Below are 15,964 nucleotides of genomic sequence, written 5' to 3'. Positions count from 1 at the left end.
TAATATCTATAATTAGTTCAAAAAAATCACATGTTGAAAAATGGATTCTTTTCTGTCTGCTCAATTTGGCTTGCAATATCAACTAACCGCTTTTGACTTAACGTCTCCTGCATTTTTGTTTCAACATCCTGCATGACCTGTTCAATCAAACAGTCATCATGAGGCATGAAAGAATCATGCTCTAAAGAACAGCGAAACAAATTCGTTTGCCCTTCTACAGCCTGAATGACGTCTAAAAACGAAATGTCTTCCTTCTTTTTCATAATGGCGTAACCACCTTTTGCACCAGGTGTTGATTCAATCAATCCTGCCTTTACAAGCTTTGTTAAAATTTTAGATAAATAGGTGGGTGAAAGATCTTGCATTTTAGCAAGAGGCTCAACGCCAATTGCTTTCCCCTTCGGAGCAAGAGTTAAAAACACCATCGTATGAAGTGCATAGTTGGTCGCTTTAGAATATTTCATGGGAACATTCCTTTCTATCTATTATAGACCTTTTATATCTGTAATTGATCATAAAAGATTCAAGAAGAAAAAGCAAGTGTTGTGGTTCTGCTTCTTTTTTCATTCCACATTTCGCATTTTCTTCCGATAATAGAGGTAAGCACGAATAAAATTTTGATGAAAACTAGAAGGAGTGAAGAAAATGTCAGATCAACAGCACAATGCAGCACACGAAGAAGAAGAGGAATTCAATGTATACGACATGCTTCCGCCCGCAGGAACAATCATTGGAGAAGCAACAGAAGAAGAGATGGAAGCTGCGGCAGCATTAGAAGTGAGACATGTCGCGTTCATGCGCCTTCAAGACATGTTCATTCAATTTGATGGCTCGTCTTACAAAGACTTATTAAAAGACTTCCAAGAATTCGAATATGATTCTACAAAATTCTGGAGAGGTATTGCTAAACGACTTCAAATTCCATACGAATGGCCAATCCGACTCGACCACGCAAACGGTCCAATTTATATTGGTGAAACAGAGGATAGCCGTGAGGTTGAGGAGAGTGCAGAGTAAGGAATTGGTGACCCCCTTTTTGGTGAGGGGGTCTTTTAGTACCCAGTGAAAACCGCTTTGTCGCCATCACAAAAAAAGCGGAATACATCGGTTGAAAAAACAAATAAGCAATATGAGCGATGTAACGCCCATATTGCTTATCCTCGTGTTATGTTAACTCTGGCCAAAATGCTTTATTTGCCACAATTAAGTCGTCTAAAATATCTTTTGCTACTTTAGCACTCGGCACCGTTTTCGATAATGTGATGGCCTGCCATAGTTTTTGATAGGAACCTTCTTCAAATGCTTCTACTACTAATTTTTCTACGCCAACTTGCTGCTCCATGAGACTTTTTTGAAATCTAGGAATTTCTCCAACCACTAATTTTTCTGGACCGTTGCTGCCAACGATACAAGGAATTTCGACCATGGCTGTTGGGTCAAAGTTCATGATGGCGCCATTGTTCTCTACAATCATCAGCATCCGTTCTTTTTTATTAAAAGCAATGGCTCTTGCTAAATCAACGATATAGGAAGCGTGTTCATCGATGGTTAGCTTTGTTTCCTTCGCACTCCCTTTATCAATGATGGCCTGACATTCACTAAAAACAAAAGCTTCTCGCCCCTCCATCACTTCATTGGCACGCGTGAACTCTATGTTTGAATGTGCCACTTCTTCATCTGGAAATAGATAGTATTTCAAATACGTATTCGGTACCGTTTTTGGATCAAGTGCTTGAATATCTTTAGCCTTTTTTAATGTGCTGTTCCAGCTCTTCTGCTGTTCTAGTTCAGATGTTCCATCTGTTGCATAACCATGCTGGCTTACATGCTTAATCACCTCAGGCATTAAGCTATTTCCTGCTTTATCCCGAATATCTGTCCACCAGCCAAAATGATTCAAACCATAGTAATCTACTTCCAGTTCTTTACGTGAAGATAAGCCTAAATTCTTTGCAATTAATTCTTCGATTCCAATCGGCATATCGCATATGTTTAAAATCTTGGAATTCGGTCTTAGCTTACGTGTTGCCTCTGCGACTACAGCTGCAGGGTTAGAATAGTTTAACATCCAAGCTTCAGGTGAGTATTTTTCCATATAATCGACAAGTTCTAATACACCTGGAATGGACCTTATTCCGTAAGCTATTCCACCTGGACCGCATGTTTCCTGTCCGACGACTCCATGCTTCAATGGAATTTTCTCATCTAATTCACGCATTGCATATTTGCCGACACGGATATGTGCCATCACAAAATCGACTTGAGTAAAGGCTTCTTCTGGGTCCGTGCTTGCCAGTAATCGCACTTCTGGTGCTCGTTCTTTTAACATAATCTCACATGCATCTGCAATCGTCTTTTGTCTAGCTGCATCATTATCATAGAGTTTAATTGTATGAATTGGGAACTCCTCTAAATAGTTTAACAGCATCAAAATGATCCCTGGTGTAAATGTACTTCCGCCTCCAGCAATGGTAATATTAAATGTTTTCATTATATCCAGCTCCTTTTTCAATTAAATGAAAGTTTTGCCTCAAAGGACTCTCTCACTTGCGGTACACTTAAGCCAACAATGATCTGAATGCTTTGACCACTCTTAGCCATTCCGTGTGCCAGTTTATCTTTTGTAAAGTATTCCCTATCTTTCACCAAGCTAGGGTCAATCACTGTAATACGCAGACGCGTGGCACAGTTTGTCACATCTTTAATGTTTTCTTTACCGCCAAGGCCTTCTAAGAAATAAACGGCTTTCTCTTCATACTCAGACGCATAAACGGGCGCTTCCTTTTTGTCATGACCCTTTTTATTAGCATTCTCATAATCTTGTTTTGTATATAGCCTAGTCTCCTCCTCATGTTTTCGGCCTGGTAATGGAATATCAAATTTCACAATCATCCATCTAAATATGACAAAATACAATGCTGTAAATAGACATCCAATCATGGCTTGGATCAGATAAATCCCTCCATGATTTGAAGAGAGCGGAATCCAGTTCAATGCAGCTATCTCAAAAAGCCCGGAACCCATCATTCCGACAACACCAAACATATTCATGATTGTCACCATGGTGGCTCCAAGAAGTGCATGTATGACAAATAAATAAGGCGCGAGAAATAGAAATGTAAATTCAAGTGGTTCTGTAATTCCGGCAAATATTGCTGTTAATGTGGCGGGTAACACCAATGCCAAAACCTTTTTTCTATTTTCATTCGGGGTAGAAAAATACATCGCTAGAGCTATCCCTAAACAGCCGAACATCTTAATATTTCCATGCAGTAAAAATCCGTATGGATAAAGATTTTTCAAATCGGAAGTTGAGGTCGCAAATTCATTTAAGTGAGCAATCCAATATGGTTTTAACCCCCCATTTACAGCCGCTGGACCAAACTCAAAAGGTGTATAAATAAAATGGTGAAGTCCTGTTGGAATTAACACCCTTTCCAAGAAATGAAACAGCCAGACACCAATATATCCAGACTGTGACATGAACCCTTGGAGAGATTGAATCCCTTGCTGAACATAGGGCCATACAAAAGCAACGATAAAAGCAATAGGAATCATCACAAAGAATCCGATGATGACAACAAATACAAGCCCCTGGAAAATCCCGAGCATTTCAGGCAGCTTTTGATCATAAAAACGATTATGGATCCAAATCACGATTCCAGATATCATAACCGCACCAATGATACTTGTATCGAGCGTAGGTATACCCGCAATTTCTTTTACACCCGCTACATTCTCGACACCTTGCGATAAATCAACACCAAAAGTGGACGGCCAAAGTGTCAAAATAGCATGAATATAATTGTTAAACACAAGATAAATCATCAAAGCTGCGAGCGTAGCACGTGCTTGCGCTTTTTTTGCAAGAGAGATGGGTAATCCAATCACAAATGCCAGCTCCATATGATTGAAGATCGTCCATCCCCCGCTTTCAATCAGTGCCCAAACCTTATACCACATCGTATCTTCTGCAGCCATTTCCCCCATAATCGCTGGATTCTTACATAAAGTCGCAAGGCCTACAACAATACCAAAAAATGCGAATAAAAGTACAGGAACTACCATAGCACTGCCAAATCGCTTGATTGCATTCATAAGCATCACCCCTTTGTTTGATCCATAAGACCACTGTAAAGGGAGCGCTTACAAAAACCAATAGGTTTGACGTATTTAGAAATCAAGTTGTAACATTAGATTATATTTTCACAGGAAGAAAATATTTTCATGTTGGAGGGCACATCGCATGATATTGGACAAGCTGGTAAATGAATACTTCGAAGATTTAAATAAGAATGATCTGCACATTATTAAAACGATTCACGATCACCTTGAAGAAATGAAGACAATGAAAATTCAGGATCTTGCTCATTATGCTCATACTTCCATCTCATCCATCCATCGGCTTGCCAAGAAAATAGGCTTCGACGGCTACAGTGACTTAAAGTCTTATGTGAAATTGAATAATCATACTGAAGAAACAACACAAGATTTAATGAAGCTGCTCGATCAAGATATCCAGCAGACAAGGAAATATATGGAGCAGCTGGACTTTCATCAATTAAATCAACTGATTGATCGCGCACCGTATATTTATATTTATGGTACAGGAACAGCTCAGCTCGATTTGGCCAATGATGTACAACGACAGTTATGGTCACTGCATAAGAAATCTCAAGTTTTACGAAGTAAGCGAGACTTAACAGATGGAATCGTTGAATTTGGTGAGGATGACCTTTTATTTATCATTTCTTTATCAGGCGAATCGAAGAATTTAGATGAAATCATTCAATTGGTGAAAACTAGACATATCAAATTTATCAGCATGACCACATTGAGGAATAACCTCCTTGCACAAAATGCCATGTTTAACATCTATGTAAGCAGCACCCCGTTTCCTTTGTATAACAAAGTGGACAACTCAAGCTTTCTGCCATTTTACATTGTGGTAGATATTATCGTAAGAAAATTTAGTGAGTGGAAATGGAACCAATTGAATAATAGGACTTAAAAATAATAGGTACAGTTTTGGAGTGAAGTGGTGAAATAATTCATTTTGCTTCATAAAAAAGAGAGACACTTTTGTCTCTCTCAAAAAACACCAAAATATTTTTCTGAAATAAGTGATGACTGCTCAATGTTATTCAGCAGTATAATGCCCAGCAAGCAGTTCATCAAACGAATCCGCTAATTTAAAATCCGTCTCATATTCTAGATCAAAGTAATGAATGGGCGGATGCTCCTTTGTTTCTCTATAATCCAATGCAATCCACGTATGACCATCCCCACAAATCAGCACAAGTCCCTCAGGCAATTCCCATTCTTCTATTAAATAATCACTATCCATAATGCCTTCATTTTTAGCAATTCCTCTTAAATGATCAAATGACACATGATCCTCTGCCCATCCATTCGGCTGGTCCGTTGGAAAAGCATTATGCAAGGTATAACCGCCATTTTGTTCAAGAATAAGTTTCTTATATGTATCAGGCAGGATGACGCCTAGCTTCTTTTCTGCTTTTGCAATTCCTTTCTCATTGATTTTCTTAAATGTCTCTTCACTTTCTCTGTCTTTATCCCAAAATGATTTCAAATAAAATACCTCCAATTGTTATTTCTATCTTATCTTACCATTTGAGACGACTAGTTTAATAGTCCTATTCATAGAAAAAAGAGAAGGGCTTCCCCTCCTCTTTTCAATCGTTATTGTTCTTTATTTCTCGCTTCAAATTCATCCAGCATTGCACGCACTTCATCTGTTGATGATGTGTTCATTAATTGATTTCTTAGGAAACTCGCTCCTCTGAATCCTTTCACATAAATCTTAAAGAAACGGTGCAGTGCCTTGAATGGACGCAAGCCTAGTGATGAATATTGATCATGAAGATCAAGATGCAACCTTAAAAGGCCTAGCAGCTCATCACTCGTATGCTCCTTCTGTTCTTTTTCAAAGGCAAATGGATTATGGAAAATCCCACGCCCAATCATCACACCGTCCACTCCATACTGCTCAGCGAGCTTTAAGCCCGTTTGACGATCAGGAATATCACCATTAATCGTTAAAAGCGTATCAGGTGCTACTTCATCACGCAGTTTTATAATCTCAGGAATGAGCTCCCAGTGAGCATCCACCTGGCTCATTTCCTTTCTTGTACGAAGATGGATAGACAAATTCACAATGTCTTGCTCCAATATGTGTCTGAGCCAACCGCGCCATTCATCGACCTCTGTAAAACCAAGTCTTGTTTTTACGCTGACAGGTAATCCCCCAGCTTTTGCAGCCTGAATCAGCTCTGCCGCAACATCTGGGCGTAGAATCAATCCACTGCCCTTCCCGTTTTGCGTGACATTCGGAACAGGACAGCCCATATTAATATCAAGACCCTGAAACCCTAACTCCGCCATTCCAATGCTCATTTGTCTAAAGTTCTCAGGCTTGTCTCCCCAAATATGAGCAACAATCGGCTGTTCATCCTCTGTAAAGGTTAAACGCCCCTTCACACTTTGAATACCATCCGGATGGCAATAGCTCTCGCTGTTCGTGAACTCTGTAAAAAACACATCAGGTCTCGCCGCCTCACTCACAACATGACGAAACACAACATCTGTCACTTCTTCCATTGGTGCTAATATAAAAAATGGCCGTGGTAAATCACGCCAGAAATTTTTACTCATCTTTCATCCAATTCCTCTCATGACATAGCGCCTTAAAGGGCATGTCCTTCTATAAAATCTTTCAGCAATTTTTATCATTATATACTTTAGTAAGGATTCAACGCAAAAGGAGCATAAAATGAACATTAACAAAATGCTATCAGCACTTTATAAAATATCAAAAATTTGAGAAGACGTAAACGCCGTTCAAAAAGGTACTACTGGAAAACGTGTCATGCGACGGGCAGCAGGTAATGCATCTGGCAAACTAATAAAAAAGATATTCAAATAAAAAAAGCCCTATGCAGGGGCTTTTTAAATTGTAATTGCCTTTTCTGTTACATGATAAGTATTAGAAGTAATGATTTTATCAAGCGACCAACCGGCAGCGAATAACACAGAAAAAATTGTTACACTGATACATAACTTTTTCAACTTTAGATATTCTCTATTCAAAATATATCACATTATATAAAATACAGTACTAAGATACAATTCATTCTTAATATGGTTTTTGTTACAATTTTTGTGTATTGCATAATAAGAGTGATTTTCTTAAAAGACCTATACGAATTTTAGAAATATTTCACTGGTTTTCCTAAAAAGTTGCTGCTTAGATCAGAAAGAATTCTGCCAAATCGCAAAAGTAATGGATAAAGGGGAAAAGTGGACAGAAAAACAGTTCACTAATGCTTAAATAGGCTCTCCTAGAGATGTTACTAAAACTTTGGCAAAATTCATTTTTAATCTTGTTTAAATAAACAATAAGTGCTATTAGTTTCTAATAGCGCTTTTTTATGGAGGTATTCATGTCTTTTTCTTACGTGATTTCATTGACTTTTTTAATACTCCTTTTAGTGTCTATCATACTCTATACTTTTTTAAGAAAGAAAAACGTTGTAGATGAAGCCCCTGGCGCTATTGCTGCCGTTCTTCTTATTTTACTAATATTTTTTTCCCTAAGTTTCATTATTGCCCTTCCAACTGTTATGCTTTATCTAGTCTCATTGGGAGTGAATTTTCTTTTCGGTGAATACATCACTTATGATTCATTTTTCTCTTTGATTACCTTTTCATTGTTAGTCAGCATCATCGTGATTTTTTGGTCATTTATAGTTTTATTTATAGGGAAAGGAATCATTTTTTTGTTGAAGGTCCCAATATGGATAACTTATATTTTAGAATTTTTTGCTTCGTGGGCTCTTATTTACTTCACGATTAAATATGTACTAAATTTGGAGAAAATTGAAGTTTCTATATGGGGAAATGGTGTATTGATTTTATCTTTCTTTGTTAGTTTCTTATACATCGGACTTGATATTATATCCTCTGCGCTTGATCAAAAAAATCAGAAAAACATAGGATAATAGCCCCCCATCCAATAAAGGACAGGGGGCTATTTACTAATAGATATTATTTTATACCGCTTTTCTAACACTGCTGCTTTAATCTTTGGACCATAGATGCTATCAGCAGAAGGCCTATGCATCATCCTGATATCGATGTTTTTCTCGAAATCGGGATGTCTTTCAATACATTAATGATTAATCACAAGACTTGCCACACACTCCACATGACTCGTATGCGGGAACATATCCACAGGCTGTACTTCCTCTGTCACATACCCACCATCTTCAAGAATACGCAAATCACGAGCAAGCGTCCCAGGATTACAGGACACATACACAACTCGTTTTGGTTTCATCTTTAAAATCGTATCAAGCAGTGCTTCGTCACAGCCTTTTCTTGGCGGATCGACGACGAGGGTGTCTGCTTTGATGCCTTCTTTGTACCAGTTTGGGATGACGGTTTCTGCTTCGCCGACTGCGAATTCGACGTTATTGATCCCGTTTAAGGCAGCGTTGCGTTTTGCATCTTCAATCGCTTCTGGCACAATTTCTACGCCATATACTCTGCCTGCTTTTTGTGCGAGAAATAAGGAAATCGTACCGATTCCACAATACGCATCGATGACAGTTTCTTCTCCTTGCAGCTCGGCATATTCAAGGGCTTTGTCGTAAAGCACCTTTGTTTGAGCTGGGTTCACTTGATAAAACGAGCGGGCTGAAATGGCAAATTTGATGTCGCCAATCGTGTCATAAATGTATTCTTCTCCCCATAAAACGGTTGTTTCGTCTCCGAAAATGACATTTGTTTTCTTTGAATTCACGTTTTGTACAATTGACCGAACGTGTGGGAAGCGTGCTATAATCTGCTCAATCACCTGCTGCTTTTGCGGAAAGTCAGCCGTTCTAGTAACAAACACTACCATCATTTCACCTGTTGCAATACCGTAGCGAACCATCACATGACGCAGCCACCCTTTGTGTCGCTCTTCGTTATATGCTTTGATGCCAAACGCATTGCATATGTCTTTTACTGCCTGTACCACTTCGTCATTTTCTGATTGCTGGATCAAACATTTTTCCATATCGATGATTTCATGGGTACGTTGCTGATAAAATCCTGCAACAAGTCCGCCTTCTCGTTCGCCAACTGGAACTTGTGCTTTGTTTCGGTAATTCCAAGGGTCTTCCATGCCGAGTACAGGATGAACTTTTACACGGCTCATATCAAGCTTGCCGATCCGCTCTAAAACGTCCTTTACTTGTTTCTGTTTAAATAGCAGCTGGCCTTCATAGCTCATATGCTGAATTTGACAGCCTCCGCACTGCTTATAGATAGGACATGGCGCATCTTGCCTATGCTGACTTTCTTTTGTCAGCTCCATGAGTCGCCCAAAAGCAAATCCTTTTTTCACACGTGTGACCTTGATTTTCCCTTGTTCGTCTGGAAGGGCATTCGGTACAAAGACAGGGAATCCTTCAATTTTTGCTACACCTGCACCTTCGTGCGTTAAGTCTTCGAAGGTTACATTGTAGTATTCATTCTTTTCAACAGGCGGTTTCATTTTCACCAATTTTATCACCTCATTTGCAAAGAAAAACTTGGCGCCATAAGGAACCAAGTTCAATCTCTACCCTATTTTTTCAGCTGTTGCTTTTGGCACTATAAATTCAATATGACGATACAGGTTTTCAAATTCACCTGGCAGCATGCCGCCGAATTCGCCATCTAAATTTAATTGCATTTTATCTTTTACATCTACCTTCACGCGATTCGCTTTTGCGTAGATGACATTGTTATCATGAATATGCTCGCCTCGAAGTGCAAGACTGACTACTCGAATGGCTTCTGCTAAATTGACCTTCTTTAAAATAATCAGGTCAAACATTCCATCATCTAAAATGGAATCTGGCGCTAGCTTTTCAAAGCCGCCTACTGAATTTGTGAGTGAAACAAGAAACAGCATGATTTCTCCATGAAACAATTTGCCGTCATATTCAATTTCGACTTCTGTCGGGCGGATCGAAGGAAGCATCTCCATGCCTTTTAAATAATAAGCAAGCTGTCCAAGCATTGTCTTCAGCTTACTAGGCACTTCATAAGTGAGCTCTGTTAACCGGCCGCCGCCTGCAATATTAATAAAATAATGGCCATTGACTTTACCGATATCAAGCGGCTTCGCTACACCATCTATAATGGCATCTGTTGCTTTTAAAACACCTTCTCGTGGAATTCCAAGTGCTCTTGCGAAGTCATTTGTTGTTCCAACTGGAATGATTCCTAGTTTCGGTCTTTTTTCAAGCGGTGCTAGTCCGTTGACGACTTCATTGATCGTGCCGTCTCCACCTGCTGCTACAATTAAATCAAAGTCTCTCTGTGCGGCTTTTTCAGCTGCTTGTGTCGCATCTCCTGCACATGTCGTTGCATGACAAGATGTTTCATAGCCAGCTTGTTCAAATTTTTGCAAAACCTGCGGCAAATTCTTCTTGAAGAGTTCACGCCCAGATGTCGGATTGTATATAATTCGAGCACGTTTCATTCATCATCATCCTATATTCATTATGCAATCTATTTTCACCACTAACAACCTTTAATTATACTATGAGATTTGAAAATGGCAACAGAACAACCAGCTAATATGAGAAATCTCCTGCCACATTACCCTCAGCAAGAAAGCATTCTGATAAGATAAAAGAAAACGCTGTAAAGGATGGTTTGCGATGAAAAAGCCTGTCTATTTTAATCATGATGGCGGTGTTGATGATCTCGTCTCGTTGTTTCTTCTCCTTCAAATGGAACACCTGAAAGTGATTGGGACGTCTGTCATTCCTGCTGATTGTTATTTAGAGCCTGCTCTCAGTGCATCTCAAAAAATCATTGATCGATTTAGCCCTTATGAAATTGAAGTCGCTGCTTCAAATTCTAGAGGCGTCAATCCTTTTCCGAAAGAGTGGCGCATGCATGCTTTTTATGTAGATGCCTTACCTATTTTAAACGAGAAAGGCACTGTTGATACAAACGTGTCCAAGCTTCCAGCACACCTTCATTTAATCGAAACCGTTAAAAAGGCAGCCGAACCTGTCACGCTACTCTTTACAGGGCCGCTCACAGATCTTGCCCGTGCATTAGAAGAAGATCCTTCCATCTCTAATAAAATTGAAAAATTGGTATGGATGGGCGGTACGTTTCTTGAAAAAGGGAATGTGGAGGAACCCGAGCATGATGGGACAGCAGAATGGAATGCTTTTTGGGACCCTTATGCTGTCAGCACTGTCTTCAAGGAACGCTTTCCTATTGATATGGTCGCACTTGAAAGCACAAATCAAGTTCCACTTACACTTGATGTGCGTCAGCGCTGGGCTTCCCTTCGTTCTCACATTGGGATTGATTTTATTGGGCAGTGCTACGCCTTTTGTCCACCGCTCATTCATCATGAAACAAATTCGACATATTACTTATGGGACGTACTCACAACGATGACGCTTGCTTCTTCATCATTTACCCATTCAAAAGAAGTGAGCGCGATCGTTTATACCGAAACGCCAAAGCAAGGGCGCACCGCAGAACATCCAGATGGAAAGTCAATACAAGTCATTGACCATGTCGATCGTGATGCCTTTTTCCAAGCATTTGAAGAGCTCATGAGAAAAGCTGTTTGTCAGATTTCAACATAAAAAATCCCCGCCAATGAGCGGGGATTCCTCTTATTCTTCTTCAGCGTACTTTTTCTTACGTCTGAACTTGCTTAAAATTTCATACACGATTGGGACGATGACCAATGTGAGAAGTGTAGAACTTGTTAAACCGCCGATCACGGTCACGCCAAGTCCTTTTGATACGATCTGGCTTCCGCCTTCAAATCCTAATGCGAGTGGCAGCAGTGCACCGATCGTCGCAAGTGCAGTCATTAAGATTGGACGTAATCTTATTGTTCCTGCTTCAAGTAAAGCTTCTCTTGTTGAAAGACCTTCTTTTTCTTTATGAATCACTCGGTCAATCAACACAATGGCATTTGTCACAACGATACCGATCAGCATAAGCAATCCAATCATAGCGTTTAAGCTGATGGTTTCTTTTGCTAAAAACAATCCAACGAGTGCGCCAATAATCGTAAATGGAAGTGAGAAGAGAATCGCAAATGGTGCAAGACCTCCGCCAAATGTGATGACGAGAACGAGGTACACAATGGCAATCGCTGCAAGCATTGCAAGTCCAAGCTGTGTAAAGGATTCCTCAATATCCGCACTTACGCCGCCTGTGTCAATCGTTACGCCAGACTTCACATCAAGCTTGTCGACTTTCTTCTGAACATCCTGTGTCACACTTGAGACGTTGTCTGTTGTCATGTCACCAGACACTTCTGCGTAGATTTTTCCATCACGTTTTGTCACCGTATTTGCTGTCGTACCATCTTTTACTTTTACGACATCACCAATCCGGACTTCTTGTCCTGTTGGTGTTGTGATCTTTTTATTTTCTAAATCTTTTTTGCTCTTATATTCGTCTTTTTCGGTTTGAAGCTTCACATCAAGTTCTTTGCCGTCTTCTGTGACTTTCGTTAGTGTTGTTTCACTATTTTGAGGGGCAATCGCTTGAGCGATTTGTGAAGCAGTTAGACCTAGCTTCGCCAGTTTTTCTTGATCTGCATTAAACGTATATTCGTCGTATTTCTCAGATAAGCTTGTGCTGACATTTTTTAGGTTTTTCTCATCTTTTAAGATGTTCTCGACATCTTTTACTGTGCCTTCAATATCGCTTACTTTGTCGCCGTAGACATAGTACGTTATGGTATTGCTTGCGCCAGCAGACGAGAAGTCTTGTGATTTCCATTCCCCTTTAGACGTTTTATCTTGCAGGGCTTTCGTCACTTTATCTTTTTCTTTATCAAAGTTTGGCGTGTCATCGTCATATTGTACGAAGAATAACGCACCGTTAGAGTTCCCCCCTACACTTGCTGTCATGGGATTTGAAGAACCTAGTGAATATTGAACAGTATTGACATGGTCACGTTTGATCAAATATTCTTCTGCTTTTTTCGTTTCATCAATTGCTTGTTCTCTCGTTTGTCCCGGCTCAGGTGTATATGTCACCATTGCCGTCTTTTCTACTTCCTGTGGTAAGAAGCTGACACCGACAAGTGGTGCTAAGAATAAGCTTCCGACGAGCATAAGAATGGCAATTCCTGATGTGATCCATTTATGGTTCAGTGTCCAATTGAGTACACGTCTATAACCGCCAGCAAGCTTGCTTGGTTTATGCTCTTTTACTTTTTTCGCTGTGCCGTACAGGTTCTTTTTAAATAAACTGTGTGCCATCATTGGAACAATCGTAATGGCGACAAGCAGTGAAGCAAGTAAAGCAAACACAATGGTTAGAGCAAATGGGATGAATAGTTCACCAATCATTCCACCTACTAATGCTAACGGTAAGAATACCGCAATCGTCACAATCGTCGAAGACATGATCGGGATAAACATTTCTTTTGTGGCTTCTCTGACGAGTGCTTTGCCTTTTAACGGTTCATCCTTTAACGCCATTCGTCGATAGATATTTTCTATGACCACAATCGAGTCATCGACCACACGCCCAATGGCGACGGTCATGGCACCAAGTGTCATGATATTTAATGTAATATCCAACTGATTTAATAATAAAACAGCAATCAACAGAGATAACGGAATGGAGATGACCGAAATTAATGTTGATTTGATATCTCGAAGGAACAACATAATGATAATGATCGCAAAGATTGCTCCGATGATTGCCTTGTTTAGCATTGTGCTGACAGACTCTTTAATCGGCTCTGCTTGATCATATGTCGTGCTTACTTTGATTCCTTTGTTGTCTTTTTTGAATTTCTCAAGCTCTTTTGTCACTTCTTCTGCCACACTCACGGTATTGGCATCAGAGCCTTTGACAATTTGCAGACCGATGCTGTCTTTTCCATTCGTTCTAGAGATCGATTCTGCATCTTTTACTACTTTAATATCCGCAATTTCAGAAAGCTTGATCGTCGGCAGCTCTACAGATTGACCGCTTGCTGCTCCTCCACCAGTTTGCTGCTGAGCTGCTGCCTGTTGCTGACTTGCATTTCCAGCCTGCTGCTCCGCACCTTGCGCACCTGGGTTTTCAGCGCTGCTAGATGGTGCTCCAGCTCCAGCGCTTCCCGCACCGCCGCTTGCACTTGGTGTGACAGGGATTCGCATGTTTTTCAAATCTTTGACGCTTAAAATATTGCCGTCCACGACAACTGATTTTTGTTTGTTGCCAAATGTGTATAGACCTAATGGTACATTGACATCAGAGCCTTTAATCATGTTTTGGACGGTTTCTTCATCTAAACCGTATTCTTTCAATTTCTTTTGTTTAAAAGAAAATTCTACTTCTTTGATTTGCTGTCCTGAAGCTTCGACAGAAGAGACACCTTCTAATCCTTCAATGGAAGGAACAAGGTCGTTTTCTACTTTCTGTGTAAGGTCTTCTAATGATTCTTTATCACCAGAGACACTGATTGCTAAGATTGGAATTGCGTTAATGCTAAAGCGTGCGATTTTTGGTTTTTCTGCATTTTCCGGAAAATTGATATTGCTAATCGCATCTTCAATTTCCTTCTTTGCTTCATCCATGTCTTTGTTGTAGTCGTACTCGATTTGAATAGATGAGGCATTTTCAAATGAATTGGATGTGACTACATTGACTCCATTGAGGTTTTGAATAGACTTCTCAATCGGGTCGGTCACCTTATCTGATACTTCGTCCGGCGTTGCGCCAGGATACGTTGTAGAAACCGTAATGACTGGAGTGTTGATATTCGGGATTGATTCTTGTTTCATATTCAATCCGGCATATAGACCAGCAACTGTTACGATAATCGTCATGAGCCATACAGCGAACTTATTCTTTAATACAAAATTGATGATCGAATTCATTATGTCCTCCATTTTCCTTTATGTATTGACTGACTGGTCATTCTATATCATAATAAACGGTGATATACAATGCCGTCAACCATTTCACTTGCGTTTGACGTAACATTCTAAAGCTGAAGGGGCCTTATTTCATGAACGAAAAAAAAGAAAAAATCATTAAAGTAAGCATCCAGTTGTTTGCGAAAAAGGGTTTTTCTTCTACGACCATTCAGGAAATTGCAGATGAGTGCGGAATATCAAAAGGCGCATTTTATTTACATTTCAAATCAAAAGAACAGCTTTTCAATCGAGCCTTTGAATATTATATCGACACGTCTATGCAAAGTATTGAAACGATTCGAAAAGAGAATCAGCATCTCGCGCCGAGAAAGATCTTCCAGAAACAAATCGCTGAACAGTTTCAGCATTTTGCTGAGAACAAGGATTTTATCATTTTGATCCTCAGCGAGAACATTATTCCAGAAAACCAGCAAATTAAAAAGTATTCAAAAACAGTGAAAAAGCAAATGAATGATGAAATTCAAATTTCCATCTTGACCACTTATGGACAGGAGATCGAACCATATATAACTGACCTGTCAGTCATGATTCAAGGAATCATCCAATCGTATGTGCAGGTCCTGCTTTTACAAGATCAGATGCAATTATCATTTGATGAGCTTTCTTCCTTTATACTCGAACGATTCGATGATTTGGTCCAAGGCTTGCTTCGTTCTCAGACGAAACCGATCCTGAAGCAGACCATTTGGGACGATGAAGCGCCGAGTGCTGCTTCCCTTCAAGAGGAGCTTCGTTTGTTAAAGCTTGAGCATCTGCTTTCTGATGATACCCTTGTATCCATTGAAGTCATTGAAGAAGAACTGGCGAAAGCTGAGCCTCGTAAGCCAGTCATTCAAGGGATGCTGACGAATTTAGAAAAGTGTGAGGACCCTGCTGTCTTAAAAGTAGTGGAACAATTGAAGCTGTTTCTTCAATAATATTACGTGCTGTTTTTCCGGTTAGTTCACCTTTATCCCCCTTCGAATGTGCACTTT

12 protein-coding genes and 1 pseudogene are annotated in these 15,964 nt (G+C 39.8%); 5 read left to right on the top strand and 8 right to left on the bottom strand.

All coding sequences use genetic code 11. The features are described from left to right. Positions 1 to 26 precede the first annotated feature (26 nt). A complete protein-coding gene (locus MHH26_RS01435; protein WP_307499262.1) occupies positions 27 to 464 on the bottom strand; it encodes an Rrf2 family transcriptional regulator in 438 nt (145 codons plus the stop codon). Positions 465 to 645: 181 nt separating this feature from the next. Here MHH26_RS01435 and MHH26_RS01430 point away from each other — a divergent pair, with 181 nt between their 5' ends. Then, positions 646 to 1,017: a hypothetical protein gene (locus MHH26_RS01430; RefSeq protein ID WP_034664610.1), complete on the top strand. Its 372-nt coding sequence runs from the start codon at positions 646 to 648 to the stop codon at positions 1,015 to 1,017. A 148-nt stretch (positions 1,018 to 1,165) separates the two neighbouring features. Here the strand turns inward: MHH26_RS01430 and MHH26_RS01425 are convergent, their stop codons facing one another. Both MHH26_RS01425 and MHH26_RS01420 read right to left on the bottom strand, forming a co-directional pair. Further along, positions 1,166 to 2,491, bottom strand: coding sequence for a 6-phospho-alpha-glucosidase (locus MHH26_RS01425; protein ID WP_340971952.1), 1,326 nt, complete (start codon positions 2,489 to 2,491; stop codon positions 1,166 to 1,168). 17 nt (positions 2,492 to 2,508) lie between these two features. Beyond that, the gene (locus tag MHH26_RS01420) at positions 2,509 to 4,098 is read right to left on the bottom strand and encodes an alpha-glucoside-specific PTS transporter subunit IIBC (RefSeq protein ID WP_340971950.1); all 1,590 of its coding nucleotides are present in this window, start codon (positions 4,096 to 4,098) and stop codon (positions 2,509 to 2,511) included. Between the two features lie 148 nt (positions 4,099 to 4,246). On the opposite strand from MHH26_RS01420, the gene MHH26_RS01415 reads away from it, so the two are divergent. Beyond that, entirely contained in the window at positions 4,247 to 5,011 is a 765-nt protein-coding gene (locus tag MHH26_RS01415; protein ID WP_106061759.1) for a MurR/RpiR family transcriptional regulator, read from the top strand. 132 nt (positions 5,012 to 5,143) lie between these two features. On the opposite strand, the pseudogene MHH26_RS01410 reads toward MHH26_RS01415, so the two are convergent. Then, positions 5,144 to 5,593: pseudogene (locus MHH26_RS01410) on the bottom strand (SMI1/KNR4 family protein); the annotation flags it as partial. A gap of 110 nt (positions 5,594 to 5,703) precedes the next feature. Next, on the bottom strand, positions 5,704 to 6,675 hold the full coding sequence (locus MHH26_RS01405) for a tRNA dihydrouridine synthase (RefSeq protein ID WP_106071882.1): 972 nt from the start codon (positions 6,673 to 6,675) through the stop codon (positions 5,704 to 5,706). 788 nt (positions 6,676 to 7,463) lie between these two features. On the opposite strand from MHH26_RS01405, the gene MHH26_RS01400 reads away from it, so the two are divergent. After that, complete coding sequence (locus MHH26_RS01400) at positions 7,464 to 8,021, top strand: hypothetical protein (RefSeq protein WP_334750912.1); 558 nt, start codon at positions 7,464 to 7,466, stop codon at positions 8,019 to 8,021. Between the two features lie 170 nt (positions 8,022 to 8,191). On the opposite strand, the gene rlmD is transcribed toward MHH26_RS01400, so the two are convergent. Beyond that, entirely contained in the window at positions 8,192 to 9,571 is a 1,380-nt protein-coding gene (gene rlmD, locus MHH26_RS01395; RefSeq protein ID WP_340971944.1) for a 23S rRNA (uracil(1939)-C(5))-methyltransferase RlmD, read from the bottom strand. A 60-nt stretch (positions 9,572 to 9,631) separates the two neighbouring features. Further along, complete coding sequence (locus tag MHH26_RS01390; protein ID WP_034664632.1) at positions 9,632 to 10,540, bottom strand: diacylglycerol kinase; 909 nt, start codon at positions 10,538 to 10,540, stop codon at positions 9,632 to 9,634. A gap of 181 nt (positions 10,541 to 10,721) precedes the next feature. Here MHH26_RS01390 and MHH26_RS01385 point away from each other — a divergent pair, with 181 nt between their 5' ends. Beyond that, positions 10,722 to 11,675 carry a nucleoside hydrolase gene (locus MHH26_RS01385; protein ID WP_034664636.1) on the top strand — a complete coding sequence of 318 codons (954 nt, stop codon included), beginning with the start codon at positions 10,722 to 10,724 and terminating at the stop codon, positions 11,673 to 11,675. 30 nt (positions 11,676 to 11,705) lie between these two features. Here MHH26_RS01385 and MHH26_RS01380 read toward each other — a convergent pair whose 3' ends face one another. Continuing rightward, positions 11,706 to 14,930 carry an efflux RND transporter permease subunit gene (locus MHH26_RS01380; RefSeq protein WP_340971942.1) on the bottom strand — a complete coding sequence of 1,075 codons (3,225 nt, stop codon included), beginning with the start codon at positions 14,928 to 14,930 and terminating at the stop codon, positions 11,706 to 11,708. A gap of 131 nt (positions 14,931 to 15,061) precedes the next feature. On the opposite strand from MHH26_RS01380, the gene MHH26_RS01375 reads away from it, so the two are divergent. Then, a complete protein-coding gene (locus MHH26_RS01375; RefSeq protein WP_307499191.1) occupies positions 15,062 to 15,907 on the top strand; it encodes a TetR/AcrR family transcriptional regulator in 846 nt (281 codons plus the stop codon). Positions 15,908 to 15,964 lie beyond the last annotated feature (57 nt).

It is taken from the genome of Bacillus sp. FSL K6-2839, assembly GCF_038003365.1.
Classification (GTDB): Bacteria; Bacillota; Bacilli; order Bacillales; family Bacillaceae; genus Bacillus.
This window is presented reverse-complemented; position numbering and strand designations above follow the sequence as displayed.

What these genes read in the sequence shown, in the direction of transcription:
- MHH26_RS01435 (WP_307499262.1), bottom strand. Translation starts at nt 464, where the DNA reads ATGAAATATTCTAAAGCGACCAACTATGCACTTCATACGATGGTGTTT.
- MHH26_RS01430 (WP_034664610.1), top strand. Translation starts at nt 646, where the DNA reads ATGTCAGATCAACAGCACAATGCAGCACACGAAGAAGAAGAGGAATTC.
- MHH26_RS01425 (WP_340971952.1), bottom strand. Translation starts at nt 2,491, where the DNA reads ATGAAAACATTTAATATTACCATTGCTGGAGGCGGAAGTACATTTACA.
- MHH26_RS01420 (WP_340971950.1), bottom strand. Translation starts at nt 4,098, where the DNA reads ATGAATGCAATCAAGCGATTTGGCAGTGCTATGGTAGTTCCTGTACTT.
- MHH26_RS01415 (WP_106061759.1), top strand. Translation starts at nt 4,247, where the DNA reads ATGATATTGGACAAGCTGGTAAATGAATACTTCGAAGATTTAAATAAG.
- MHH26_RS01405 (WP_106071882.1), bottom strand. Translation starts at nt 6,675, where the DNA reads ATGAGTAAAAATTTCTGGCGTGATTTACCACGGCCATTTTTTATATTA.
- MHH26_RS01400 (WP_334750912.1), top strand. Translation starts at nt 7,464, where the DNA reads ATGTCTTTTTCTTACGTGATTTCATTGACTTTTTTAATACTCCTTTTA.
- MHH26_RS01390 (WP_034664632.1), bottom strand. Translation starts at nt 10,540, where the DNA reads ATGAAACGTGCTCGAATTATATACAATCCGACATCTGGGCGTGAACTC.
- MHH26_RS01385 (WP_034664636.1), top strand. Translation starts at nt 10,722, where the DNA reads ATGAAAAAGCCTGTCTATTTTAATCATGATGGCGGTGTTGATGATCTC.
- MHH26_RS01380 (WP_340971942.1), bottom strand. Translation starts at nt 14,930, where the DNA reads ATGAATTCGATCATCAATTTTGTATTAAAGAATAAGTTCGCTGTATGG.
- MHH26_RS01375 (WP_307499191.1), top strand. Translation starts at nt 15,062, where the DNA reads ATGAACGAAAAAAAAGAAAAAATCATTAAAGTAAGCATCCAGTTGTTT.